The following is a 25002-nucleotide window of genomic DNA, read 5'->3' as shown; positions in this document are numbered from 1 at the left end:
TTCGTGTTATTTCCCCGTTACCTTCGCCGACCATTGTTAGGGGCGTGCACAGCAGGACCCCGCCGGGTAACCCGCCCGCGATCACGCCGCACGAAGGGACCTTTCAGCCATGAACGCTATCGAACCGGTCACGAACGAAGACCTAGACCTGTCGATCGAGCGGCGCGCCGACGAATCGATACTGCTGGAACTCAGCGGCACGCTCGATGCCCTGTCCCTGCCCCGGCTCTTCAATACCTTCGCGCTGATCGGCGGCACCGATCAGCTGTTCATCGATATGCGCCGCATTCATTTCTGCTCTATCTCGGCGGTCCGTGCGCTGACGGAACTGAACCGGCGCTCGGCTTTCCGGAACACGTCAGTCACGGTGATCGCCGGCGAACACTTGAGAGACATGTTCGCGCTGACGAGTCGTCGCAGCCCCATCACTGTGCGTCACGACCTTCCTGAGGCCGCAGAGAGCCCGAACGCCTCTCGTCGGCGGCTCGCGCTGATCGCCCAGTAGCACGAACGCAGTGCGGCGGTCAGTCGAAGCGTTCCAGGACTGCTCGCGCGCACCGCGCCACAACTTCACGGTCGTAGGTCACGATGTAATCGAATTCTCGGTCGCGTTCTGCGCCATCACGGTGCAGGTCCAGCGCACTCAGCACGCAGGCGAAGTGGGGCGAGAGTACGATCACGTTCCACTCGTCGACGAGTGGATCATTCGGATCGAGTGGGGCGCGGTGCACTCCGTGCTCCGCGAAGAGTCCCATACCAGCGCCGTAAACCCCCGCGAAGGCGACTCGCCGACCGAGATTCTGCCAGCGTGACGCGGTCTTCGGCGTGAAGTTCGCCGCGTGCTGGAATGTGCCCAGGCATAACGCTTCCGCCCCGATACCTGCGGCCAGCGACTCGAGCCCGATACTCATCTCGATCAGAAGCTGTTTGGCGCTGCGCAGCGGCGTCCTAAATTCCGACACGATTTCGTACGGTGTTCGGCTGGGCGGGTTCGGATCACCGCCAGCCGGAAACGCCAACGGCGCACACGCTTCCGAGTTGAGCTGCGGCAGCGCGGAAACCGGTGGATACAGCTCCCCCATCCCATATGCCGCTCCGATTGCGGCGGCGCGCCGCCGCTGCGTCTCGGAATCCACGCCGTCCGCGATGATGACCGCGCCACGCAGCTCCGCACAGCTGGCTATGCCGTGAACCGCTCGCGAAATATCGGGGTCGGGCCGTCGATGGATGAGGTCCGGGGACAGGATCACGATGTCCGGTTCAAGAAGCGGGAGCAGAGCGAGCGATCGGGGCGTCGAACCAACCGAATCAAGCGCAACGAGACGACCGTCGCTCCGCGCAGCGGTCACAGCTCGTAACGCTTGAGCGGGGTGGGCACTGAACGCGTCGTGCGTAATCGTGACGACCTGGTGCGCTGTGGGGGGCAGCGCAGTGGCTGGCGGCGCATCGAGGTCAATGGTGAACAGCACCGGGACTTCAGTGGCCACTAGCCCCGTCGACAGCTTGATCGTGTCGAGAGCTTTAGTTTCCTGCATAGACCGCGCCGCTTCGCGTAGGGCACGAGGCGCGGCGAGCGTGCTCCCGGCGGGTCCGCGCAACTGAACATCGACTGCCGTCAGCACACCGTCGTACAGCCTGCGGATAGGGGCGTACACCACCTCGACTGGGATGCCGCTAGTTTCAGACTCTGCTGCACCAGAAGGCGCGCTGACAAACACAATTCACTGTGGCAAGAAAGCTTCAGCGGCACAAGCCTGGGTTACGCGCAGCCGACCCATTCGTCGGTGCCGTCGGGAAACTCTTGGCGCTTCCACACCGGGAGTTGCGCTTTGATCTGCTCAACGAGTTCCGCGCACGTCGAAAACGCCTCGGCCCGGTGGTCGGCCGCGACGGCGCACACCAGTGCAGCATCACCGATCTCGAGTGGGCCGACACGATGGCTGACGGCAATGGCGCGCACTCCCCGCGCGTTCGCCGCGACATCCGCGGCAACCTGTTCCACCACCGCACCTGCGGTGGGATGGGCGGAGTATTCGAGACGTGCTACCTCTTTACCACCATCATGGTCGCGCACGACTCCCGCGAAACTCACGACCGCGCCAGCAGCAGAGTCAGCAACGAGCGCCTCATGTTCGGTGACGTCGAGACGCGCCTCAGTCACCGCCGCCCGGCGAACGTCAGGCGTGTGGTCGAGGGGTCCTTGACGCCCCGAACAGCAATGGTTCTCAGTCGCCATGTCCGCCACCTTTGATCTGGTCGAGCGCGTGCTCAAGGATCCCGTCGAGAACGCAAAGGCCGTCGCTGACACCACCCCGCGAGCCGGGGAGGTTGACGATCAGGGCGTGGCCCGATACGCCAGCGAGGCCCCGCGACAAAATGGCTGTGGGCACCTTGGCGACACCGGCGCGGCGGATCGCCTCCGCAACTCCTGGAATCTCGTAGTCGAGCAACTCCGCAGTCTGCTGGGGCGTGACGTCGTTTGGGGTGAGGCCAGTACCGCCGGTCGTGAGAATGACCCCGCAGCCTTGGGTGAGCGCCGAACGCATTGCCTCACCGACCGCCTCACCATCTGGCACGACAACCGGGTCGTCCACAGCGAAGCCGCGGCCCAGTAGCCACTCCGTGATCACCGGACCCGTGCGATCCGCGTAGACCCCTTCCGCTGCCCGAGTGGACGCAACTATAACGGCGGCTTTCACGGCCGCTCCCACCTTCCCGTTTTGCCGCCCTCTTTGCAGACGACATGCACGTTGTTCATCGTGGCTGCCGGGTCGACGGCCTTCACCATGTCGTGCAGAGTGAGACCGGCGACTGCCACGGCTGTCAGGGCTTCCATTTCAGCCCCGGTACGGCCAGTGGTTTTGATGGACGCGGTGACGTCAATGTATGTATCGCCAAGATCAAACTCGACTGTTACACCAGACAACGGGATGGGGTGGCATAGCGGCACCAGATCAGGGGTTTTCTTCGCAGCCATGATTGCGGCGATGCGCGCCGTCGCAAGCGCATCGCCTTTGGGCAGGCCGTTACTCGCGAGAAGCTCGAGAACTACCGACGTCGTCTCGAATCGGCCCGCGGCGACCGCGCGACGCGCAGTTTCGGACTTCTCACTGATGTCCACCATGCGGGCGGAGCCCCGGCTATCCACATGGGTGAGCCGGGGCTCGCCTTCGGGCGAATTCAGGTCATTCACCGGTACGGCGCACGGTCAGCGATTGACGACCGTGTACGGATGTACGTAGTGAAGCTCATCCGCCGGAAGAGGAAAAGTGGTCTCCCCGAACGGTGAAAGACCGCCTGCGCGGTCCGAGGAGAGCTCAGTAACCGCGTGATCGCCATCAGCGACCGCTGGCCAGCCCGGATCGACATACATGTTTTTCTTCTTATCTGCCACGTGTCCATTTTGACAGCTCGGTTATCGCGCGCGCAGCCGAGGTCGCATTTCGTGTGTCGAAACTCTCTACTCTGGTATGCGATGACATCACCGACTTCACGATCGACCAGGGATTCTGGGTTCAGCGCGTGGCTCGCGGAGCTGAGCGACACGGACCTTGTCGCGCTGCTGACACACCGTCCTGACCTGGCGGTGCCGCCCCCGCTGAACATGTCTGTTCTGTCCGACAGGGTGCGGCTGCGCGCGTCGGTGCAGCGTGCGACGGACGAGGCCGACATGCTCACGTTGTCGGTGATCGAGGCGCTTGCCCTGCTGCGGGCCGCCGATCAGGCGGTTTCCCGCGAGGACCTGCTCGATATGTTCGCAAAACTCTCCAGTCCGGGACTGAGCAGGGAAATCGACACGAGGCTCGACTGGCTGCGTGCACGCGCCATCGTGTGGGGTGACAACGGCCATCACGGCTTACGCCTCATTGACGGTGCTGCAGATGCCGTTCCGTGGCGGATCGGCCGACTGACGACGCTGCCCGGCGTCGCGGCGCTGAAAACAGTTCCCGACCTGTTGCGCGCCCTGCCCCCTGAGCAGAGCGCGATCGTGGAGAAGCTCGCCCACGGCACACCCTTCGGGTCGACGCGTGATGCCGCACCCGACGCACCCGCTGAGCGTCCGATTCCCCAGTTGATAGCCGCGGGGCTGCTCGCTCGCATCGACGACCACACGGTGGAGCTGCCGTTCCATGTCGGGCAGGTCATCCGCGGTGAGGCGCCGCTCGACCCGCACGTGCTCACCGCACCCCAGGCAAACCCGCAGACGCGTAACCGGAAAACCACGGATGCCTCCGCTGCTGGTGAAGCGATGGACTTTCTCCGCGATTGTGCAGCCATAATTCAGGCTCTGGGAATGGCGCCCGCTCCAGACCTGAAGGCCGGCGGTCTTGGCGTGCGGGAGTTGCGGCGGCTCGCGAAGTCAGCGGGACTCTCTGAAGAACGCACAGGCCTGGTGATCGAAGTGCTTGTCGCGGCCGGGCTAGTTGTCAAAGGTGAGGGCTACCTGCCTTCCGGCGACCCTGTATGGGCCCCGGCCGAGATCGTCGATGCCTGGCTTGACGCGGACACCGCGACGCGGTGGGCCAAGGTGGCGATCTCGTGGCTGACGATGAGCCGACGGCCCTGGCTGATCGGCTGGCGCGGCCCCACCGACAAGCCGGCGGCGGCGCTCTCTGACGACATCGTCTCGCACACCGCCGAAGCCGATCGGCGGCACATCTTGTCGATATGGATGTGTGCGCCAAGCCCAGACGGCCCGGAAAGCCCCGTGCTTTCGCCCGAGGACGCGCAACGGCTCCTCATGTGGCTCCGCCCGCGTGCGGCCCGCCGGTTCGGTGCGCAAGCAGTAGCGAACACGCTTGCTGAAGCATCGGCGCTGGGGCTGGTCGTGGGCGGCGCACTCTCCACTCCCGGGCGCATGCTGCTGACTGACCTGGAACTTCCCGATCTCGCGGACATCATGGAGCCGCTGCTGCCCCCGCCACTCGACCACGTGCTCGTGCAGGCAGATCTGACAGTGGTGGCGCCCGGTCCCCTCATTCCGGACCTGCATGATCAGATCAATCTCGTCGCGGATGTGGAGTCAACGGGCGCCGCCACGGTGTATCGCATTACTGAACACAGTGTGCTGCGCGCCCTCGATAGCGGGATGTCAACGACCGCGCTGCACACGCTTTTCCACAAGTATTCGCGCACCCCGGTGCCACAAGCTCTGACGTACATGATCGATGACACGGCGCGTCGTCACGGACAGTTACGCGTCGGCGTTGCGACATCCTTTATTCGCTGCGAGGACCCCGGACTGATGCGGGAAGTGCTGGCCTCCGCTGCCGCCGCGGAACTGGGACTCCGTGCGCTCGCTCCGACTGTCGCGGTCACTCAGGCAACACTGGGGGCCGTGCTGGAACAGTTGCGGTCGGCTGGCTTCACCCCGGCCGGAGAAGACGAAAGCGGCGACATCATCGACCTGCGCCCGCGAGGTGTCCGGCTCCCGGCGCGCCGCAACAAGCCGCCGTCAGTACAGCGGCGAGTCCCAGTGCCGAAGCATGAACAGCTCGTCAGCGTGGTCGAAGGGCTGCGCGCCGCGTCAGCGCGAGACTCTGGGCACTCCTCTGGGCACTCCTCTGGGCGTTCCGCCAAGGCGCACGCGTCTGCGTCAGGAAGTACCGCCGCGACCGTGGCGTTGCTGCAACTCGCGGTCCGTGCGCAACGCAGAGTGCTGATCAGTTTTGTCGACGCGCAGGGCACAGCGGGCGTCCGAGTTGTCGAACCGGTCGCCCTGCAGGCTGGCCAGCTACATGCCTTTGACCCCACCGCCGATACCGTTCGGCGCTTTTCTCTTGCCCGCATGAGTTCCGTCGAGCTACTTGATAACTAACCAAGGAGGTCGCTATGGCAATACCGGCAGGTGCTTACGCGGAGGCGCACCGCGCGAGCGTCGCGGATCCCGACACTTTCTGGCGCGCGGCCGCCCGTGCCGTTACGTGGACTCGGGAACCTGAGCAAGTCCTCGATGACGCGAACGCACCGTTTTACCGGTGGTTTCCCGACGGGGAGCTGAACACGTGCGCGAATGCTCTCGACCGGCACGTCGCCGCGGGCCGGGCCGATCAGCTCGCCCTCATTTATGACTCACCTGTGACCGGAAGCGACCGCACCTACACCTACTCTCAGCTGCTTGACGAGGTCGCGCGGTGCGCAGGCACCCTCCAGCGGCTCGGGGTCGGCAAAGGCGACCGCGTGGTCATCTACATGCCAATGGTGCCCGAAGCAGTCATCGCGATGCTCGCGTGCGCGCGGCTCGGGGCGGTGCATTCGGTGGTGTTCGGCGGCTTCGCACCGGCCGAACTCGCGGCGCGCATCGACGATGCTCAGCCAGTGGTCGTCGTATCCGCTTCGTGCGGCGTGGAACCGACCCGTGTCGTCCCCTACAAGCCCATGCTCGATCGGGCCCTCGAACTCGCGACGCACGCACCACAGCACTGCCTCATCCTGCAGCGTGAGCAGCTGACCGCCGACCTTAAAGCTGACCGTGACCTCGACTGGGCAGACGTCATGGCAGACGCCCCTGCTGCTGACCCCGTTCCCGTCGCCGCGACGGATCCCCTCTACGTCCTTTACACCTCGGGTACGACGGGCAAACCGAAAGGTATCGTCCGGGACAACGGCGGGCATGCCGTAGCGCTGCTGTGGAGTATGCGCAACATCTACGGCATCGAGCCGGGCGACGTTTTTTGGGCGGCGTCCGACATCGGCTGGGTCGTCGGCCACTCTTACATCGTTTACGCGCCGCTGCTCATCGGCGCGACCACTGTTCTTTACGAAGGCAAGCCGATCGGGACTCCCGATCCGGGCGCGTTCTGGCGCGTCATCCACCAGTACGGCGTGAAAGCGCTGTTTACCGCACCAACCGCGTTCCGCGCGATCCGTAAGGAAGATCCGAACGGCGAATACCTCGCCAAGTACGACATCTCAGTGCTGCGTTGCTTGTTCCTCGCAGGTGAGCGCCTAGACCCCGATACATACCACTGGGCGGCCACACAGCTTGGCATTCCCGTCGTCGACCACTGGTGGCAAACCGAGACGGGCTGGCCGATCGCAGCGAACCTGATGGGGCTCGAGCCCATGCCGATCAAGCCTGGCTCCCCTACTGTTCCGGTGCCCGGCTACGACGTCCGCGTACTGCGCCCGAACGGTGAGGAATGCGCGCCGGACGAAGAAGGCGCGATCTGCGTCAAACTGCCCCTCCCGCCGGGGACCTTGCCCACCTTGTGGGGTGATGATGACCGGTATGTGGCGGCGTACCTCTCCGCCTTCCCCGGCTACTACCTCACTGGCGACGGCGGCTACATCGACTCAGACGGTTACTTGTTCGTGATGGGCCGCACCGACGACGTCATTAATGTCGCGGGGCATCGGCTCTCTGCGGGTTCGATGGAGGCGGTCATCGCCTCACATCCTGCAGTGGCGGAGTGCGCCGTCATCGGTGTCACAGATTCACTGAAAGGACAGGTCCCACGCGGCCTCGTCGTCCTGAAAGCAGGAGTGGAGATCGAGCCGGACCAACTTCGGGCAGAACTCGTGGCTGCGGTCCGGGAACAAATCGGGGCTGTCGCGGTGTTCAAGCTGGTTGACATCGTCCCGGCCCTGCCGAAAACACGGTCGGGCAAGATCCTGCGTAAAACGATGCGCGGCATCGCGGATGGCCGAGATGAGCCACTCCCCTCCACCATCGAGGACCCGGGAGTTCTTGACCGGCTGCGCCCCATTCTTGGCCGCTAGCGCAGTTTTCGGGACAATGGAATCTTTGGGTGCGTTCGACTTAGATGAGGGAGAGTTCCGTGACCGACGGTCCGCTGATCGTTCAGTCCGACAAAACGCTGCTACTGGAGATCGAACATCCCCTGTCGGAGCAGGCGCGGTCGGCGATCGCGCCGTTCGCTGAATTGGAGCGCGCGCCTGAGCATGTACACACGTATCGGGTGACGCCGCTGGCGCTGTGGAATGCACGCGCTGCGGGCCATGACGCTGAGCAGGTGGTCGACGCGCTCGTCCGCTTCTCCCGCTACCCGGTGCCGCAGCCGCTCCTCGTGGACATTGTGGACACGATCGCCCGTTACGGTCGGCTGCAACTGGTGAAGCACCCCGCGCACGGGCTCACGCTCGTCAGTCTGGACCGCGCGGTCCTGACCGAGGTGCTGCGCCATAAGAAGATCGCCCCCATGCTCGGGGCAAAGGTCGACGACGACACCGTCATCGTGCATCCGAGCGAACGCGGACGCCTCAAGCAGATGCTGCTGAAGATCGGCTGGCCTGCCGATGACCTTGCCGGGTACGTCGACGGCGAAGCCCACGCGATCGCCCTCGAAACTCACGGCGAATGGGAGCTGCGCGATTATCAGCGGATGGCCGCGAACTCATTCTGGGATGGCGGTTCCGGCGTGGTGGTCCTCCCCTGCGGCTCCGGTAAGACAATCGTCGGCGCTGCAGCGATGGCGAAAGCGCAGGCGACGACCCTGATTCTGGTGACGAACACGGTCGCGGGACGTCAGTGGAAGCGTGAACTGCTCGCCCGCACTTCGCTGAAGGAAGAGGAAATCGGCGAGTACTCGGGTGAGAAGAAGGAAATCCGTCCGGTCACGATTGCGACGTATCAAGTGATCACCCGGCGCACCAAAGGTGAATACAAGCACCTGGAATTGTTTGATTCGCGTGACTGGGGCCTCGTGATCTACGACGAGGTGCACCTACTGCCTGCACCGGTTTTCCGGATGACTGCGGACCTGCAGTCGCGGCGGCGGCTCGGCCTCACAGCGACGCTCGTGCGTGAAGACGGACGAGAGGGTGACGTGTTTGCCCTGATCGGACCGAAACGCTACGACGCCCCGTGGAAGGACATCGAAGCCCAGGGCTGGATCGCGCCTGCGGACTGCATCGAGGTGCGCGTCACCCTGACTGAGGCGGAACGCATGGCCTATGCGGTGGCCGAGCCAGAGGAGCGGTACCGGTTGTGCTCCACCGCGCACACCAAAGTGGCGGTGGTGAAGGCGATTCTGGACAAGCATCCTGACGCTCCAACGCTGGTCATCGGTGCCTATATCGACCAGCTCGAAGAGCTCGGCGCTGAACTCGATGCACCTGTCATCCAGGGTTCGACACGCAACAAGGAGCGGGAAGCGCTGTACGACGCGTTCCGCCGCGGTGAGATCCAGACACTTGTCGTCAGCAAGGTTGCGAACTTCTCCATCGACCTCCCCGAGGCCTCCGTGGCCGTGCAGGTTTCTGGCACGTTCGGTTCGCGTCAGGAAGAGGCACAGCGACTGGGACGGCTGCTGCGCCCGAAGAAAGATGGGCACCAGGCGCACTTCTATTCCGTGGTTTCGCGAGACACTCTGGACACCGAATATGCGGCCCACCGGCAGCGTTTTCTCGCCGAGCAGGGGTACGCGTACCGAATCGTCGACGCAGATGACCTGCTTGGACCAGCAATCGGGGGCCTCACCGGCTAGGCGGGAGACTCCTTTCCTTGTGGTAGCGAGTCAGCGCTGGCGGCCACGGAATCGGTACGTCGCGCGCAGCTCCCGCGTCATTGCCTTGTCTGCTTTGCGGCGTTTACTTGCCTGACGGGCGTCGCCGCGAGTGGCGGCCCATTCGCTTTCGCGCAGCAGTTTGCGGTAGCGGTCAAGCCGGTCCAGGCTCAACTCGCCGGCCGCGATCGCGCGCTGCACCGCGCATCCGGGTTCGCTGCGGTGTCCGCAGTCACGGAAGGTGCAGTCGCGAGCATAGGTTTCGATCTCGGCGAAGACCTGGCCTACGCCGTCGGCGACATCCTGCACACCGATGCCCCGGAGGCCCGGAGTGTCGATGAGCACCCCGCCACCGGGCAATGCCAGTAACTCTCTATGCGCGGTGGTGTGCCGGCCTTTGCCATCTGCCGCACGAACCTGGTTAATGCTCATGTGGTCTCGGCCCAGCAGTGCGTTGGCGAGACTGGACTTGCCGGCGCCGGAGGGACCCAGAAGCACGGCAGTGCCGCTCACGGCTGCGGAGAGCAGATCCAGGCCCGCACCGGTTGCGGCGCTGGTGGTGAGTACCTGCACGCCCGGAGCCAGGGAGGCCGCCACGGCTTCGCCCGCGCCAGGGTGTTCGGCCAGATCCGCCTTGGTGAGCACGATGATTGGCCGGGCGCCACTGTCGAAGGCGAGTGCAAGCAACCGCTCGATCCGGCCCGCGTTCAGTGGTGCCGCGAGCGAGACCGCGACCACGACGGTGTCGACGTTGGCCGCGAGTACTTGTTGATGTGAGGTGCGGTCCGAGGACGCGCGTGTGATCGCAGTACGCCGTGGCAGCAACGCGCTCACCTGAGGTTGTGCGCCGGGGCGCAGCGCAGCCCAGTCGCCTGTGCACACAGTGTGCTCGCGGTCAGCGCCGGTCAGCGGGCTGCTATCGGCGCGCACCGGGCCGACGGCGGTGAGGGTGTCGCACAGGCCGCGATCGACCCGCGCAATTCGGGCAGGAACGAGGCCTGCCGCGGCGTGCTCAGCGAACAGCGCCGCGAACGTCGCGTCCCAGCCGAGTGCGGACAGCGCTGAGATTGACGAGAAAGAAGACGGAAAATCGTGAGGTGAAGGCACGGTGAGACCCTTTAGTGAAGGAGCCCCGCTCGAACACGGTCTACCGGTAAGGGGATCGGTTTAGGCCGGGGCCCGGGACGTGAGGATGGTCCGGGCGCTGCGCATGGCAACGGTCTTCGCGGCAAACATCTACTCACCTCCCTTTCTCTCGCACTTCAGGTCAGATACGGACAATTGAAGCTAACACGCGGCAATCGGGCCCGCCAGCGAATTATTCTCTGACCACGTGTGGCGTTCACCCGAAGAACGCCCATTCGTCCACTGTATTGACAGTCACACTCGTTTTACTTGCTCTTTTACACGGGCGCCTCTAGTGTCTTTCAGTGTACAGACGTTCACCGAACAGGAGTCATCGATGACACTCGGCGCGCAGGTTCTCACTTCATCAAAACTCGCTCGTCGTGTGTTGAGTTCTTCGTTCGTGAAGGCCGCGACTACCCCGCACGGGATTGACCGCTACATCGAGATGATCGATCCGCTGTGGTCAGGAACCGAGATCCGGGCTGAGGTCACCGACGTTGCACGAAAGACCGCAGACAGCGTCACCCTGACATTGCGGCCGAACTCAAACTGGACTGGGTTCCGTGCCGGACAGTTCGTGCGCCTCTCCGTCGAGATCGACGGTGTTCGCCGCACCCGCTGCTACTCACCAGCCTGTTCCGAATTCCGCCGGGACGGCCGGATCGAACTCACCATCAAGGTTGATCCCAACGGCCTCGTCTCGCGGCACCTCCAAGCCCAGGCGGCACCTGGGATGATCGTCCAGATCTCTCCAGCGCAGGGCGAGTTTGTCTTGCCGCTCCCGCACCCCCGGCGGATCCTGCTGATCAGCGGCGGTTCTGGCGTCACGCCCGTCATGTCGATGCTGCGGACTCTGACCGATAAAGCCTTCAACGGCAAGATCACCTTCCTGCACTACTCGTTCACCGAAGATGACATCATCTACCGCCGCGAACTCGAAGAGATCAAGGCGAAGTACGAGTCCATCAACATCGTGCACGCCTACACGGAGCAAAAAGATGGCGGTGACCTGCACGGCTACTTCAGCAAGGAGCACCTGCTCGCCGCTGATCGGCACTACGCGGAAGCGGAAACCTTCCTCTGCGGTCCCCTGCCGCTCATGGATGCCGTTCGTGCCGTGTACGAGGACGAGGGTCTGACGGACCAGTTGCACCTCGAGCAGTTCACCGCGCCCGTGCGCACCGTAAGCAGCGAGGACGCTGCTGGTGAACTCGTTTTCTCCGCGACCGGAACCACCGTCGCCAACAGTGGACGGACGATTCTGGAGCAGGCCGAGGATGCCGGCCTCACTCCTGAGTACGGCTGCCGCATGGGGATCTGTTTCTCGTGCGTACGCCGGAAAGACTCCGGAACCACCCGCAACGTCCTGACTGGCGACGTCTGCAGCGATGGCGATACCAGCGTGAAGCTTTGCGTCTCCGAGCCTGTCGGCGACGTCTCAATCGACCTCTGACCCTCTAGACAACTCCGGGAGAACCCACATGTCTGCTAACGACCTCAAGAAGCTGTCCCCTGAGCAAATCGAAGCTTTCGGCAAGGAAATGGACGCGCTCCGAGCCCGCGTCGTCGCCGATCTCGGCGAACGGGATGCCGAATACATCCGTGGTGTTGTCTCGCTGCAGAAGAAACTCGAAGTCGCCGGTCGTGGCCTTCTTTTCCTCGGCTTCCTTCCGCCAGCGTGGCTCGGTGGCGTGGCCGCGTTGTCGTTGTCGAAGATCATCGACAACATGGAAATCGGCCATAACGTCATGCACGGCCAGTACGACTGGATGCAGGATCCGGCGCTCACCTCGAAGAATTTCGAATGGGACAACACGATCCACGGCGATAGCTGGTTGTACACCCACAACTACATTCACCACACCTTCACCAACGTTGTCGGCAAAGACCACGACGCGACCGGGTATGGCGTCATGCGGGTGACCGAGGAAACACCATGGCACCCAATCTGGCTGCTGAACCCCGTATTCGCTGCGCTGCTGCAGACCTTCTTCCAGTGGGGCACCGCACTCCAGGAACTTGAGTCAGAGAAAATCCTCAGCGGCGAGAAGTCCTGGGCTGACGCGAAGGAAGGCTTCGCACGCTTCCGCGACAAGGCCGGCAAGCAAGCGCTGAAAGACTATGTCATCTTCCCGCTCCTCTCAGGCCCCGGGGCACCGTTCACCTTCGCTGGCAATGCCGCCGCCAACATTGTGCGCAACCTGTGGGCATCATCGGTGATCTTCTGCGGCCACTTCCCCGAAGAGGTCCAGACCTTCTCGATCGAAGAGACTGCGGACGAGAGCCATGCAGGCTGGTACTACCGTCAGGTCCTCGGTTCCGCCAACTTCACCGGTGGCCGCTGGGTCAACGTCCTCTCAGGCAACCTGAGCTACCAGATCGAGCACCACCTCTTCCCCGACATCCCAGCCTTCCGCTACGCGGAGATGGCCGTCGAGGTGCGCGAGATCTGCGACCGTTATGGCATCGATTACCACGAGGCTTCCATGGCGCGGCAACTGGGAAGTGTCTGGAAAAAGGTACTCCGCTACTCCCTCCCGGATGAGCTGCCGCTGGTCAATAAGCTGCCGTTCATCGGCAAGCGCGTCAAGGCGAACGCTCACGCGGCTGTAGAGAACACGACGGTTACCCCGCTTAGCACGGTCGAGCGGAACAAGGAACTCGTCGGCGCCGCTTCCTAAAGCAAGCGCACAACGAAGCCGGGCTCGCAAACGAGCCCGGCTTCGTGGCATTGCTGTCACTTCTTTTCGGGCTGGCCACCACTCACTGCGGCGGGAAACGGCACGCCCGTCAATTCTTCGGACGCGGTCCACAGTTTCTTCGCGAGTTCCGTATCACGCGCCTCGCGTGAACGTCCGACAAGTTTGGGCTTGCCCCGCATCTCCCAGCGGCCGTCTGGGCCGATGTAGCTAGCACCGGGCAGGTCCTGGCTCGCCGCGTAAAGGGTGGGCGCGGCGCCTGCTTCGGCGTCCTGAGCGAGTAGCTTGTTGCCGAGGTTCATCAGGCCGTCGTACAGGCGGTTTTCGGTGTGTGACTGCAGGTTCGTCGCCGACCAGCCGGGGTGCGCGCTGTGGGCACGGACTGGCGAGCCGGCCTCGGTGAGACGGCGCTGCAGTTCGAGGGTGAAGAGCAGATTGGCGAGCTTGGACTGTCCGTAGGCAGCGACACGGTTGTAGGTGCGCGTTTCCCAATTGAGGTCGTCAAGATCGATCGTGCCACGCCGGTGCGCCATCGACGCGACGGTGACGACACGATCAGTGATGTGCGGCAGCAGACGGTTGGTTAGCGCGAAGTGGCCAAGGTGATTCGTGCCGATCTGGGTTTCGAACCCGTCTTTGGTCTTGCCTTCGGGCGGCGTCATGATGCCCGCGTTGTTGACCAGCACGTCGAGCGGGCCGGTCCATTCGTCGGCGAAGCGGCGTACCGAGGCGAGGTCAGCGAGGTCGAGCGCACGGACTTCGGTGATGCCTGTGATGGTGGCGGCAGCGGCCGTACCTCGGTCCGTATCGCGGACGGCCAGCACGACGCGGGCGCCGACTCGGGCCAATTCGCGGGCCGCCACCAGGCCGATACCGCTGTTCGCGCCGGTGATTACGACCGTCTTGCCCTCGAAAGAGGGAAGTTTTGCTGAGGTCCAGGAGGATTTCGTCATCATCCTAATGTAGACAATGACCACAAAGTAGTCAATGCCCACATTGGCGCGAATTTCGGATATCCTCAGTGATCATGACGTCATCAAGCCCCCGCTCCTACCACCACGGCGATCTGCGTGGTGAACTTCTCGATCGCGCCGAGCAGACGCTGCGGGAGTCCGGCGCGGATGGCCTCTCGCTCCGCCAGCTCGCACGGGACATCGGTGTCAGTCACGGCGCCCCGAGCAGGCACTTCCGCGACAAACAGGCACTGCTGGACGCGATAGCACGGGCGGGATTCGAGCGTCTCGGCGCCTTGTTCACCGAGGCGGTTTCCGAGGGTTCGTTCATGCAGCGGCTCGAGTCGGTTGCGCGAGCCTATGTGCGGTTCGCGACCGAGAATGCGGCGCTGCTGGAGTTGATGTTCGCCCGGAAGCACAATCCCGCAGCCGGGACCGAGTTGCCCGCCGCCGCCGAGCGGGCATTCTCAGTTCCTGTGGCGCTGATTGCCGATGGACAGGGAAACGGCGAGGTGATCGACGGGGACCCGACTGTGATTGGGTTCGCCTCGTTCGCCACGATCCACGGCATGGCGACCTTCGTGAGCTCAGGGCTTGTCCCTGCCGCTCTGGCCGAGACCATGCTGGGCGACGTCATCACACAGATCATGGACGGCATTAGACCGCGAACCTGACGGCGCCCTTTCCCCGGATTGCCGGTGCTACTTGCTTGTCGCCTTGTACCGGCTCACCGAGAGTGGCACAAAGATCGCGAGGATCACTGCGACGCAGATCAACGAGTACAGAATCGGGTTCTGCATCGACCAGACGTCCGGCACTGGCACGTTCGGGTCGACGTTGCCGAACAGTTCCCGAACTGCCTGCGTTACCGCGGAAACCGGGTTCCACTCGACAAAAGTACGCAGCACCGGCGGGAACGACTCAAGCGGGACGAACGCGTTGGAGATGAACGTCAGAGGCATGATGACGACGAACGATGCGTTGTTGATGACGTCCACGCTCGGCACGATGAGCCCCACAAAAGCCATGATCCAGCTGACCGCGTACGCGAATATCAACAAGAGCAGGAATGCGGTGAGCGCATCGAGGATGGAGCCGCGAATCCGCCAGCCGACGATCAGCCCGGTCAGGGCCATGATGAAGATCGACAGGACGTTGTAGGCGATATCCGACACCGTCCGGCCAATGAGAACTGCCGAGCGTGACATCGGCAGCGACCGGAAACGGTCGATAATGCCCTTCTGCATGTCCTCAGCGAGACCGACGCCGGTGAACGTCGCACCGAACACCACTGTCTGCGCGAAAATACCTGCGATCAGGAATTCGCGGTACGGGACATCGCCGCCGGGATCAATCGCGCCGCCGAAAACGTAGGCGAACAGCAGCACGAACATGATCGGCGAGATGAGCACGAAAACCAGAATTTCCGGGACTCGCTTGATCTTGATCAGGTTGCGCTTCGCGATGACGCCACTATCGGTGAAGGTGCGCATCAGCGTGGGAGTTGAACTCATCAGCGTGCCTCCTGGTCAACAGCGTCACTCACAGTGGTTTCTGGCTCAGATCCTGACTCTGCCGCGTGTCCTGTCAGCGAGAGGAACACGTCGTCAAGCGTCGGGCGCCGCAGGCCAACATCGAGAACCTTGATGCTGGCTGCGTCCAAAGCGCGCAGAAGGTGCATCAATGCCTCAGGCCCGGTGCTGACGGGTGCGCTGAATGAGCGCCCCGAGTTGCTTACGTGCACCTCCCCGACAGCAATCGCATCGATCGCTTCGCGAGCGGTCGGGATGTCGGCGCGATCTTCGATGACGAGTTCAACACGCTCCCCACCGATTTGACGTTTCAGCTCGTCAGCCGTGCCCTCGGCGATCGCATGGCCGTGATCGATCACCACAATGTTGTCGGCGAGAACGTCCGCTTCTTCCAGGTACTGCGTCGTAAGCAGCACCGTCGCGCCGCCCGCGACGAGATCGCGGATGACGTCCCACATCTGGTTCCGGCTGCGAGGATCGAGACCGGTTGTTGGTTCGTCGAGGACGATCACCGCGGGCTCAGCAACGAGCGCACCGGCAAGGTCAAGCCGGCGTCGCATACCACCCGAGTAGGTTTTCGAGGGTCGGTCACCGGCGTCCGCGAGCCCGAACCGCTCGAGGAGTTCCCTAGCCCGGGCACGGGACCGCTTGCGGTCGAAGCCATACAGGCGACCGACCATGTCGAGGTTCTCGAAGCCGGTGAGGTGCTCGTCGACGGCGGCGTACTGACCAGCTAGTCCCATCCGCGAACGGACACCGAACGGGTCCGCGAGCACATCAATTCCCGCGACCTCGGCACTTCCGCTGTCCGGAGTGAGCAGCGTCGTGAGAATGCGCACCGCGGTGGTTTTCCCCGCGCCGTTCGGGCCCAGGAGGCCGAGGACACTTCCCTCAGGCACATCGAGATCGAGTCCATCAAGTGCACGCACTTTGCCAAAGGTTTTGACGAGGCCGCGGGCACGGATCATATGGGCAGGTTGCCCCATGACGCTCCCCCAAGAGTTGATGCCGGATGTAGAGTAGAAGATAACTGAGTACAGTGTACTTTGTAGCTACCGAGTACACCATACTCGGTTTTGACCAGTCACGCTGGACCAGGAAGGTCGCCGTGCCCACCCCCTCCTCAGGCTCAGAACTAAAGACGCAGCTCGAGCGCATCGTTACAACGCTCTGGAGCCCGGAGCCAACACCTAAACGCGGCCCGAAGCGAGCATTCACCAGAGACGGAGTTGTCGCAACCGCAATATCTCTCGCGGACGCTCGCGGGATCGATGCGCTGTCGATGCGCACCCTCGCCGAGGAACTCGGGCTGGGAACAATGTCGCTGTACCGCTATGTGCCGGGCAAAGAAGAACTCATCGCCTTGATGATCGAGCGCCTCTACGGCGAAACCACAAGCGCTGGTGGGATCGAAGGCGGATGGCGCGACAAGCTCGAGGCAATGGCGCACGAACAGTGGAACCTCTACCATCGACACCCCTGGATGCTCAACCTGCCACTGGACTTCATCTCCCCCGGACCAATAGCGATGGAACGCTTCGACGCTGGCATCGCAAGTGTTCTTGAAGCCGGCCTTCCACCAGATGCCGCTGTCGCGATCAATGGAGCAATCGAATACATTGTGCGCGGGGCTGCCCGTGCCTCCATCGAAAACCTCACCTTCGTGGCAGAAACCGGGATGACAATAGAGCAGTGGTGGGAGCACCAGGGGCCGAGCCTGCTCGCGGTAATGGACACCTCCAAGTTCCCCGCGCTCCAAGCCGCGCTCGACGCGGGGGCGTTCAGCACCGCAGGTCAGGACGATTCGTTCGAAGCGGCCTTTCACGAGACCCTAGGAATCTTCCTCGACGGCGTCGCGGTGCGCGTCGCTTCAAGTTAACCGCCATTCCGCGTGATGGGGGTGTTGCACGTCTCATTAGTCCTCTACCCTGAGTTCACTGCACTGACTTCAAACAGTGCTTAACGTCCGTATAAGGACAGGAACCTGGGAGGTTCAGTGGGTGTCGAGGTCGCTGTCGAGGGTCTGACGAAGACCTTTGGTTCGCAGAACATCTGGTCTGATGTCACGTTCACGCTTCCTGTTGGGGAGGTGAGTGCGCTGCTGGGCCCGTCGGGTACGGGTAAGTCGGTGTTTTTGAAGTCCCTGATTGGTTTGATCCGCCCGGAGCGGGGTTCGATCGTGATTGATGGCACCGATATTTTGCAGTGCACGCAGCGGGAGCTGTATGAGGTGCGGAAGATGTTCGGTGTGCTGTTTCAGGATGGTGCGCTGTTCGGGTCGATGGATTTGTATGACAATGTGGCGTTTCCGTTGCGGGAGCATACGAAGAAGTCGGAGTCTGAGGTCCGTCAGATCGTGATGGAGAAGATGGAGCTTGTGGGTCTGCTGGGTGCGGAGAACAAGCTTCCGGGTGAGATTTCGGGCGGGATGCGTAAGCGTGCGGGTCTGGCGCGGTCTTTGGTGCTGAATCCGGAGATTTTGTTGTGTGATGAGCCGGATTCGGGTCTGGATCCGGTGCGTACGGCGTATTTGTCGCAGCTGATTCTGGATATCAATGCGCAGATTGACTGCACGGTGCTGATCGTGACGCACAACATCAATATGGCGCGGACGGTGCCGGATAACTTGGGGATGCTGTTCCGGAAGCATCTGGTGATGTTTGGTCCGCGTGAGGTGCTGCTGACTAGTGATGAGCCGGTGGTGGGGCAGTTCCTGAATGGTCGTCGTCTGGGTCCGATCGGGATGTCGGAGGAGAAGGACGAGGCGACGATGGCGGCTGAGGCGGCGATGGCGGAGGCGGGTCATAGTGATGGGTCGCCGGATGAGGATGTGCGTGGTGTGATTCCGCAGATCCGTCCGACGCCGGGGATGCCGGTGCGTCAGGGTGAGTTGCGCCGCCGGGAACGGGTCCGGAATCTGATGGATGATCTGCCCGAGCCTGCCCGCCGCGCGATCCTCGACGAACTCCGCGAATACGAAGCATCACAACAGGCCTCCTGAACAGGGCCCTAGGATTGCCGCGGCCGCAGACAGCGGTCGCGGCAAGTAGGCTGTGGGATTGTGCGAACACTGGACTTCCTTGTCGACATCCCCCATGCCCGTCGGGTGAATGAACAACTCGCCGAGCTGCGGCGCCTGCAGGTATCCGCCGGCATATTCGCGGTCGCAATGGTGGGCGGCGCGATCGGTTTGTTCATCGTCGGCCAGACCTGGGCGATCATCACCGCGATCGTCCTGATCGTGGCAGCTGCCGCGTGCGCATACGCCGGCATCGTCGCACCGCAACGTGCCGCTGACCTGAAGAAGATGTATGGCGAGCACGAGCTCGTTCCTGCCGTGGTTACCGCCGTTCGTCCCCGCGGTTTCACCATGATGGCGCTCGTCAACTTGACGCGTGACCGCACACGAGAGCCACGTTGGGCGCTAATTCCCCGCCGCGCCCAGAACCTGCCCGGACACCGCGTCAAAGTCGGCGAGCGCGTTCCCTGTGTCGCCGTGACGGACGCGTCAAAGATGTCTCAGTACTGGCAGCGCGTCCAACCGGTGCCGATCGCATGGGCCGCGCGGGACGAAGAGGTCCTCAAACGAGCGCAGCGTGCGATATCGAAGTCCGAATGGATCGTTCTTGAACGGAACGTCAAGCGCGGCGAAGAAGCAGAGAAGTCACGCGGGTACCTGACTCTCACCGCCTCCGAACTGCCATCTGACCTTCGGTAGACCACTGGTAGACCACTCAGCGACGCGAAATCCTTTGTGTCCTTTGCATTGTCGACGCCCTCGCGGTTAAATATGTGACGTGTGACGCAATTTCGCTCGGCCAGGTCTGCAGATCACAGGCCTGCAACAACGCGGGTTAGTTCACCATTCTTTTCCATATGCACGCATTGCCTTCCGGGCATATGAGACAGGGGGACGAGGCCTGCAAGTTGAACGCTCAGCCGCACGGCAGCGGCAAGCGGTCGATACCGCCATGACCTGCGGTGATCGTCGTGTGAATCCCGCGTTAAATAACGCCGATATCTTGCGTGACGATCATCACAAACAGTTCCGTAAACAGGAAGTTAATCACGGGAAAACACGCAGCTAGTTGAACCCTATTGTCAGTATTAAGTGACGCGCATCACACAAACAAGTAGGGTCGAGTACGTTAACTCTCTAAACGTAGCTCCCCAATCATTTAAGAAGTCGTGTAGAAAAATCTCCGGGGGCCAGAAGCCTGGCCCGGTTAGTTCGATCCAAACCAAGGAGTAACAATGGACTTCGCAGAAATCGCCGCCGCACTTGCTGATGTGGGCGCCTTCCTGAGCGGCATCGGTGACTTCACCTCCGGTTCAGCCGACCTGACCGGCGGCTTTGTCGGCGAGTGGAACGAGGACTACACCGAGCGCTTCCTCACCGAGGGCTATGGCTTCATCGGTTCTGTTGACTTCTTCAGCACCAACGGCAGCATCTCCTGATCTGCTGACCTAGCGGTCGTGTGGCCCTTCAGCACCGTGCGTGCTGGAGGGCCACGCAGCATCTTTACGGTTGCGCTACAACCAATCCCGGCTACCACTCCCAGACACAAAGGACCACCACACCATGAGCCTTGAATCCCTCGCGGAAATTGGCGGTTCGCTTGAGACCAGCTCCGATCTCGCGTTTTCGATCTCCGACATTTTCGGCACTGCGAGCGGCGTTCTCGAGTTTGTCGCGTTCGTCAACGATCTCCTCAGCTTCTTCGGCTGACACCTCTTAGCCGGCCAATGTAGTGAGACCCACCCCGGCGGTGGGTCTCACTACATTGGCATAGCGCACCCTCCGGGGGCCTCGGCGCGGTTGTCAAGTGGCACAGTGTGTCACCAATCTTGACCAACTTGTCGCGAGAACCTGAGGAATCCCTTAAAGTTCGTGTCGTACACAAGTACGACGATCCCGACACATCCTTATTTCACGCACCAAGGTGAGGTTTTCATGCGCCGAACGACGTTCCGACGCAAGCTTGTCACGACACTTGCCGCTGCTGCTCTCGTAGCTGCCCCGATGACGTTGACCGCTTCCGTCGCCACCGCGCAGACGTCCGGCGCCTATGTCACGTCGACTGTGCAAGAGGGGCCGCGCAAGCTGACGGTCAACGTGTACTCGCCGTCGATGAACAAGACCATCCCGGTCGAGGTCATGACCCCCGCGGATAACAGCGTCCCGCGTCCCACGTTCTACCTGCTCAACGGAGCCGGTGGCGGTGAAGACAGCGCCACCTGGTCGCTGCGCACCGACGCGGACGAATTCTTCGCTGACAAGAACGTCAACGTCATCACCCCCATCGGCGGCATGCTGTCGTACTACACCGACTGGGAGCGCGACGACCCGGAATTGGGGCGTCACAAGTGGACGACGTTCATCACGCAGGAGCTGCCGCCGGTCATTGATGCCGCGCTGGGCGCGAACGGTGTCAACGCCATCGCAGGGCTTTCAACCTCAGCAACGTCGGTGCTGAACCTCGCGATCGCCCGCCCCGGATTGTTCAAAGCTGTTGGCTCGTACAGCGGTTGCGCGCAGACCTCCGACCCCCTGGGCCAGGCCTACATCCGCACGGTCGTTGAAGGCCGCGGCCAGGCTGACGCAACAAACATGTGGGGCCCGTATGACGGACCCGGCTGGCGCGCAAACGATCCTGTCCTCAACGCCGAGAAGCTGCGCGGCACCGCGATCTACGTCTCCAACGGCACGGGACTCCCCGGTCACCACGACGTGATCGACGCGCCGCTCGTCGGCGGGAACCCGGTGACCCTGGCCAACCAGATCGTCGTTGGCGGCATCATCGAAGCCGCGACGATCCCGTGCACGGTGAACCTGCAGGCACGACTCGCATCGCTCGACATTCCGGCACACTTCAACTGGCGTCCCACCGGCACCCACTCGTGGGGCTACTGGGAGGACGACCTCAAGGACTCCTGGCCAATGATCGCTCAGGCGATCGGCGCCTGACCTAGAACGCAGAAAGGGCGCCCCGGGACTATCCCCGGGGCGCCCTTTCGCTGTTTACGCTCAGACGCGGATCTTGCCGGAGGCAACCTCATCCGCATACTCGGGGTAGTACTCGACATACCCTTTGTCTTTACCTGCGAGGACGTACAGTGGGTCCGACACCTTGTCGGGGTCGTAACCCTCGTCCTTCAGGTCAACCTTGCGGCTCTTGAACGTCGACGTCTGCTCCACTTCGCCGATCACGCGTATGAACAGCGGCACAGCGTAACTGGGCAGTGAGTCACTCAGGTGGTCGGCGATCCCCTTCGGGTCAAGGTCCGCGCCGTCCGCAAGTTTGATCGCCGCCATGCCCGCCTTACCGTCAGTGCCGGGAACTTCCACACCATAGACGACGGCCTGGTCCACGCCCTTGTAGCTACCGAGGGCCCCCTCGACCTCAGTCGTCGCGACATTCTCGCCTTTCCAGCGGAACGTATCCCCCAGCCGGTCCGCGAACGCGATGTGGAAGAGTCCCTGCTTGTACACGAGATCACCCGTGTTGAACCATTCGTCACCCTTTTTGAACGCGTCGCGCAAGACCTTCTTCTCCGATGCCTCCGGGTCGGTGTATCCGTCGAACGGTGCACGGTTGGTGATCTTCGTGATGAGCAGACCCGGCTGCCCCGACTTCACTTTCCGGAGTTTGCCGTCGTGACCACGGTGCGGTTCCTCCGTCGCCTGGTCGTACTCGACGATCGAGAACGGGAGCGGGCACACGCCTGCTGTCTTATCGATATTGAGGGCGTTGACGAACGCCAAGTTACATTCACTCGCGCCGTAGAACTCAGCGATCCGATCGATCCCGAACCGCTCCTGGAATTCCTGCCAGATCTCCGGCCGCAAGCCGTTTCCGACGATCACGCGGACTTTGTGGCGCCGCTCGGCAGCGCGTTCAGGCTGGTTGAGCAGGTACCGCAACAGCTCACCGATGTAGCAGAACGCTGTCGCGTTCGATTCGTTGACCTCGTCCCAGAACCGCGACACCGAAAATGACCGGCCGATCGCGAGAGTCGCGCCCGCGTTGAGCACGGACGATAGAGACACTGTCAACGCATTGTTGTGGTAGAGCGGCAGGCATGAGTAGAGGACGTCGTCTCCGCTGAGGCGCACACCGAGACCGCCGAGCCCATACATGCTTTTCATCCAGCGCATGTGCGACATCGTGCTGGCCTTTGGCATGCCCGTCGTACCTGACGTAAAGATATAGAACGCCTTATCACTTGCAGTGACCTCGGCGCATTCCGCTGGGTTCGCGTCGGAAGCGCCCTCGGCGAGGTCATCAAGGTCGTTGGCACCGTCGAGCGTGGTGTCACCATTGCGCAGACCAATCACCGCACCTTCGACCTCGTCTCGGGGCAGCGACTCGAACGCCTCAGCCGACTCCGCCCCCACCACCAGCACCGTGCTGCCGAGCAGCTTCTGGCTGTGGTTGAGGACGTCACCGCGCTGGTTGTAATTCAGCATTCCCGCCGTGCCGCCGAGTTTGACGGCAGCGAGGGCGGCGAGCAGAGTCTGCGGACGGTTCGACGCGAGAATACCGACGACCGATCCGCGCCCCACCCCATGCTGCGCGAACACGGACGCATACCGGTTCACGAGGCGGTTCGCTTCCCCGTACGTAATGTCGGTGCCCTCGAAACGCAGGAACGGCCGGTCAGGATTCTTGGCGGCCGCTTTCTGGAAGATCAGGCCCAGCGAGTTCTTCGTGCTCCCTGTGACGGTGACGAGCCGGAACGCGCCTTTCAGCATCTTCGGCGCATCAGGGATGAGCGCCGGAGCGGCCTTCGCAACATCGGTGATTCCGACCCGGCGGACTGTCGACTTTGACTTGTGCTCCATGCAACGTCACATTACGGGCGTCGCGAGCGGGAGGAAACACGGAGTCACAAAACACCTGGCAAAGTCCAGAGCTGACCTGTCGCCGAGTCGATCAGCGCTGCACGTGTCGCAGTGAGGCTGATCGGCAGGACGTCGAAAAGCGCATGCGAGACGTCCGGCACCTGAGCGCGCGTCGCGCGCGTCGCGATGGAGAGATGTGGCAGCCATCGCCCACGTGCATAGTGCTTGTGAACTAGCGCCCCTGCACTTTCGGCAGCGTCGAGTGCGTGGAGTTGCCGGCTAGCCAAATCGGCTGTGGGAGCAGGCATCAGGCACACTCGCCCGCGGCGCAGGACGCCCACTGCGTCGAACCAAAGCGTGAACGGGCCGCGCGGCTCAATAGCGGCAAGTGCTCTCTCGACGTTCGTGAAGTCCCATTCGAGCATCACCACGTACGACAGGTGCGGGTGGTGCTGCTTGTGCGTATGCGACAGCAAGGTGGGCACGCCGAGGTCTTCCACACGGCGCCACAGTGTGCGGACCGTGCGTTCCGATGCCGCGTCGAAAAGCAGGCACACCGCGAGCGCCACACCAGTGACAGTAGCGGCCCAACAGATCGTGGAAGAATTACCCCCTGACAGAGGGAGATTCCTTCACTATCCGTGGCGGTCAGCCCACGCGGCGCCGGAACAGCAGCGCGGCGACAACGATCGCGGTCACACTGATCCCCACGCACCACGCAACAGCGAGCGCTGCGCTTGCACCGCTCGGTGTGCCCATCAGCAGCCCCCGCACGGTTTCGATGACGGGCGTGGCCGGCTGGTTCTCCGCGAATCCATGCAGCCACGTTGGCATCGTCTCGACGGGTACGAACGCGCTGCTCGGATAGGGCAGGAACATCACGAAGAACTGGAATCCAGCAGCCCCTTCCGGTGTCTTCGCCAACAGGCCGAATACTGCTGCGACCCAGGAGATCGCGAAAACAAAGAGGGCGAGCAGGCCGATGACGGCGAGCCATTCGAACGGCGTCGCGGCAGGACGGAACCCGATGAGCAGCGCCGCCGCAATCAACAGGGTCACTGAGACCGCGTTGCGCAGCATGCTGCCCGCGACATGTCCGCCGAGGATGGCGGCGCCTCCCACGTCGAGCGAGCGGAAACGGTCAACGATCCCTTCCTGCAAATCTTCACTCACCCGAGTCGCTGTCAGTGCCGAAACAAAACCGGTGCAGAGCAACAGAACGCCAGGGAGGGCGTAGTCAACGTATTCTGCTGTGCCGGTCTGGATCGCGCCACCAAAGAGATAGACGAACAGCACGAGAATCAGGATCGGCAACATCACCGATGTCAGCAGCGCCTCGATGTTCCGGCTACTCAGCCGGACATTGCGCTCAACCAT

25 protein-coding genes are annotated in these 25002 nt (G+C 62.7%); 13 read left to right on the top strand and 12 right to left on the bottom strand.

Annotation, left to right across the window (positions count from 1 at the left end; all coding sequences use genetic code 11):
* Window positions 1-109 precede the first annotated feature (109 nt).
* Window positions 110-505 (top strand): STAS domain-containing protein, encoded by a 396-nt coding sequence (locus AS9A_RS04030; RefSeq protein WP_013805630.1) that lies wholly within the window; start codon window positions 110-112, stop codon window positions 503-505.
* Window positions 506-524: 19 nt separating this feature from the next.
* On the opposite strand, the gene AS9A_RS04025 is transcribed toward AS9A_RS04030, so the two are convergent.
* Genes AS9A_RS04025 through AS9A_RS04005 form a run of 5 tightly spaced genes read right to left on the bottom strand, consistent with a single transcriptional unit; the run spans window position 525 to window position 3394 of the window.
* Entirely contained in the window at window positions 525-1718 is a 1194-nt protein-coding gene (locus AS9A_RS04025; RefSeq protein ID WP_013805629.1) for a DICT sensory domain-containing protein, read from the bottom strand.
* Between the two features lie 41 nt (window positions 1719-1759).
* The gene (locus AS9A_RS04020) at window positions 1760-2236 is read right to left on the bottom strand and encodes a molybdenum cofactor biosynthesis protein MoaE (RefSeq protein WP_013805628.1); all 477 of its coding nucleotides are present in this window, start codon (window positions 2234-2236) and stop codon (window positions 1760-1762) included.
* Complete coding sequence (locus AS9A_RS04015; RefSeq protein ID WP_041450853.1) at window positions 2226-2699, bottom strand: MogA/MoaB family molybdenum cofactor biosynthesis protein; 474 nt, start codon at window positions 2697-2699, stop codon at window positions 2226-2228. The genes AS9A_RS04020 and AS9A_RS04015 overlap by 11 nt, the downstream gene beginning before the upstream one ends.
* Window positions 2696-3193 (bottom strand): cyclic pyranopterin monophosphate synthase MoaC, encoded by a 498-nt coding sequence (gene moaC, locus AS9A_RS04010; protein ID WP_407636562.1) that lies wholly within the window; start codon window positions 3191-3193, stop codon window positions 2696-2698. Before moaC ends, AS9A_RS04015 begins: the two co-directional genes overlap by 4 nt.
* Window positions 3194-3208: 15 nt before the next feature.
* Complete coding sequence (locus AS9A_RS04005; RefSeq protein ID WP_041450852.1) at window positions 3209-3394, bottom strand: hypothetical protein; 186 nt, start codon at window positions 3392-3394, stop codon at window positions 3209-3211.
* A gap of 81 nt (window positions 3395-3475) precedes the next feature.
* Between AS9A_RS04005 and AS9A_RS04000 the strand changes: the two genes are divergently transcribed.
* The 3 genes from AS9A_RS04000 to AS9A_RS03990 are packed head-to-tail and all read left to right on the top strand — an operon-like array spanning window position 3476 to window position 9449.
* On the top strand, window positions 3476-5818 hold the full coding sequence (locus tag AS9A_RS04000; protein ID WP_013805624.1) for a helicase-associated domain-containing protein: 2343 nt from the start codon (window positions 3476-3478) through the stop codon (window positions 5816-5818).
* A gap of 14 nt (window positions 5819-5832) precedes the next feature.
* Window positions 5833-7722: a propionyl-CoA synthetase gene (locus tag AS9A_RS03995; protein WP_013805623.1), complete on the top strand. Its 1890-nt coding sequence runs from the start codon at window positions 5833-5835 to the stop codon at window positions 7720-7722.
* 59 nt (window positions 7723-7781) lie between these two features.
* Window positions 7782-9449 (top strand): DNA repair helicase XPB, encoded by a 1668-nt coding sequence (locus AS9A_RS03990; RefSeq protein WP_013805622.1) that lies wholly within the window; start codon window positions 7782-7784, stop codon window positions 9447-9449.
* Window positions 9450-9479: 30 nt separating this feature from the next.
* Here the strand turns inward: AS9A_RS03990 and rsgA are convergent, their stop codons facing one another.
* The gene (gene rsgA, locus AS9A_RS03985) at window positions 9480-10574 is read right to left on the bottom strand and encodes a ribosome small subunit-dependent GTPase A (RefSeq protein ID WP_013805621.1); all 1095 of its coding nucleotides are present in this window, start codon (window positions 10572-10574) and stop codon (window positions 9480-9482) included.
* Window positions 10575-10929: 355 nt separating this feature from the next.
* Between rsgA and AS9A_RS03980 the strand changes: the two genes are divergently transcribed.
* Both AS9A_RS03980 and AS9A_RS03975 read left to right on the top strand, forming a co-directional pair.
* Window positions 10930-12048 carry a ferredoxin reductase gene (locus AS9A_RS03980; protein WP_013805620.1) on the top strand — a complete coding sequence of 373 codons (1119 nt, stop codon included), beginning with the start codon at window positions 10930-10932 and terminating at the stop codon, window positions 12046-12048.
* Window positions 12049-12076: 28 nt separating this feature from the next.
* Entirely contained in the window at window positions 12077-13276 is a 1200-nt protein-coding gene (locus tag AS9A_RS03975; protein ID WP_013805619.1) for a fatty acid desaturase family protein, read from the top strand.
* Between the two features lie 56 nt (window positions 13277-13332).
* On the opposite strand, the gene AS9A_RS03970 is transcribed toward AS9A_RS03975, so the two are convergent.
* The gene (locus AS9A_RS03970) at window positions 13333-14247 is read right to left on the bottom strand and encodes an oxidoreductase (protein WP_041451487.1); all 915 of its coding nucleotides are present in this window, start codon (window positions 14245-14247) and stop codon (window positions 13333-13335) included.
* 74 nt (window positions 14248-14321) lie between these two features.
* Here AS9A_RS03970 and AS9A_RS03965 point away from each other — a divergent pair, with 74 nt between their 5' ends.
* Window positions 14322-14921 carry a TetR/AcrR family transcriptional regulator gene (locus tag AS9A_RS03965; protein ID WP_041451486.1) on the top strand — a complete coding sequence of 200 codons (600 nt, stop codon included), beginning with the start codon at window positions 14322-14324 and terminating at the stop codon, window positions 14919-14921.
* 27 nt (window positions 14922-14948) lie between these two features.
* Here the strand turns inward: AS9A_RS03965 and AS9A_RS03960 are convergent, their stop codons facing one another.
* Window positions 14949-15761: an ABC transporter permease gene (locus AS9A_RS03960; RefSeq protein WP_013805616.1), complete on the bottom strand. Its 813-nt coding sequence runs from the start codon at window positions 15759-15761 to the stop codon at window positions 14949-14951.
* Window positions 15761-16765 carry an ATP-binding cassette domain-containing protein gene (locus tag AS9A_RS03955; RefSeq protein ID WP_049793649.1) on the bottom strand — a complete coding sequence of 335 codons (1005 nt, stop codon included), beginning with the start codon at window positions 16763-16765 and terminating at the stop codon, window positions 15761-15763. Before AS9A_RS03955 ends, AS9A_RS03960 begins: the two co-directional genes overlap by 1 nt.
* Before the next feature lie 53 nt (window positions 16766-16818).
* Between AS9A_RS03955 and AS9A_RS03950 the strand changes: the two genes are divergently transcribed.
* From AS9A_RS03950 to AS9A_RS03930, 6 genes are all read left to right on the top strand, one after another.
* Complete coding sequence (locus AS9A_RS03950) at window positions 16819-17658, top strand: TetR/AcrR family transcriptional regulator (RefSeq protein ID WP_049793648.1); 840 nt, start codon at window positions 16819-16821, stop codon at window positions 17656-17658.
* A gap of 117 nt (window positions 17659-17775) precedes the next feature.
* Window positions 17776-18780, top strand: a complete 1005-nt coding sequence (locus tag AS9A_RS03945) for an ABC transporter ATP-binding protein (protein WP_013805613.1) — start codon at window positions 17776-17778, stop codon at window positions 18778-18780.
* 60 nt (window positions 18781-18840) lie between these two features.
* A complete protein-coding gene (locus tag AS9A_RS03940) occupies window positions 18841-19497 on the top strand; it encodes a DUF3239 domain-containing protein (protein WP_013805612.1) in 657 nt (218 codons plus the stop codon).
* A 536-nt stretch (window positions 19498-20033) separates the two neighbouring features.
* On the top strand, window positions 20034-20237 hold the full coding sequence (locus AS9A_RS03935) for a hypothetical protein (protein ID WP_013805610.1): 204 nt from the start codon (window positions 20034-20036) through the stop codon (window positions 20235-20237).
* A gap of 124 nt (window positions 20238-20361) precedes the next feature.
* The gene (locus AS9A_RS24035) at window positions 20362-20508 is read left to right on the top strand and encodes a hypothetical protein (RefSeq protein ID WP_013805609.1); all 147 of its coding nucleotides are present in this window, start codon (window positions 20362-20364) and stop codon (window positions 20506-20508) included.
* A 225-nt stretch (window positions 20509-20733) separates the two neighbouring features.
* On the top strand, window positions 20734-21747 hold the full coding sequence (locus AS9A_RS03930) for an alpha/beta hydrolase (RefSeq protein WP_041451483.1): 1014 nt from the start codon (window positions 20734-20736) through the stop codon (window positions 21745-21747).
* 60 nt (window positions 21748-21807) lie between these two features.
* Here AS9A_RS03930 and AS9A_RS03925 read toward each other — a convergent pair whose 3' ends face one another.
* From AS9A_RS03925 to AS9A_RS03915, 3 genes are all read right to left on the bottom strand, one after another.
* Complete coding sequence (locus AS9A_RS03925) at window positions 21808-23625, bottom strand: long-chain-acyl-CoA synthetase (RefSeq protein ID WP_013805607.1); 1818 nt, start codon at window positions 23623-23625, stop codon at window positions 21808-21810.
* A 44-nt stretch (window positions 23626-23669) separates the two neighbouring features.
* Entirely contained in the window at window positions 23670-24194 is a 525-nt protein-coding gene (locus AS9A_RS03920) for a 2'-5' RNA ligase family protein (protein WP_013805606.1), read from the bottom strand.
* 79 nt (window positions 24195-24273) lie between these two features.
* Window positions 24274-25002 (bottom strand): ABC transporter permease, encoded by a 729-nt coding sequence (locus tag AS9A_RS03915; RefSeq protein ID WP_013805605.1) that lies wholly within the window; start codon window positions 25000-25002, stop codon window positions 24274-24276.

The sequence above is a fragment of the Hoyosella subflava DQS3-9A1 genome (genome assembly GCF_000214175.1).
In the GTDB taxonomy this organism is placed as follows: Bacteria; Actinomycetota; Actinomycetes; order Mycobacteriales; family Mycobacteriaceae; genus Hoyosella; species Hoyosella subflava.
The sequence above is the reverse complement of the archived record's forward strand: the minus strand, read 5'-3'. Positions and strand labels throughout refer to the sequence as shown.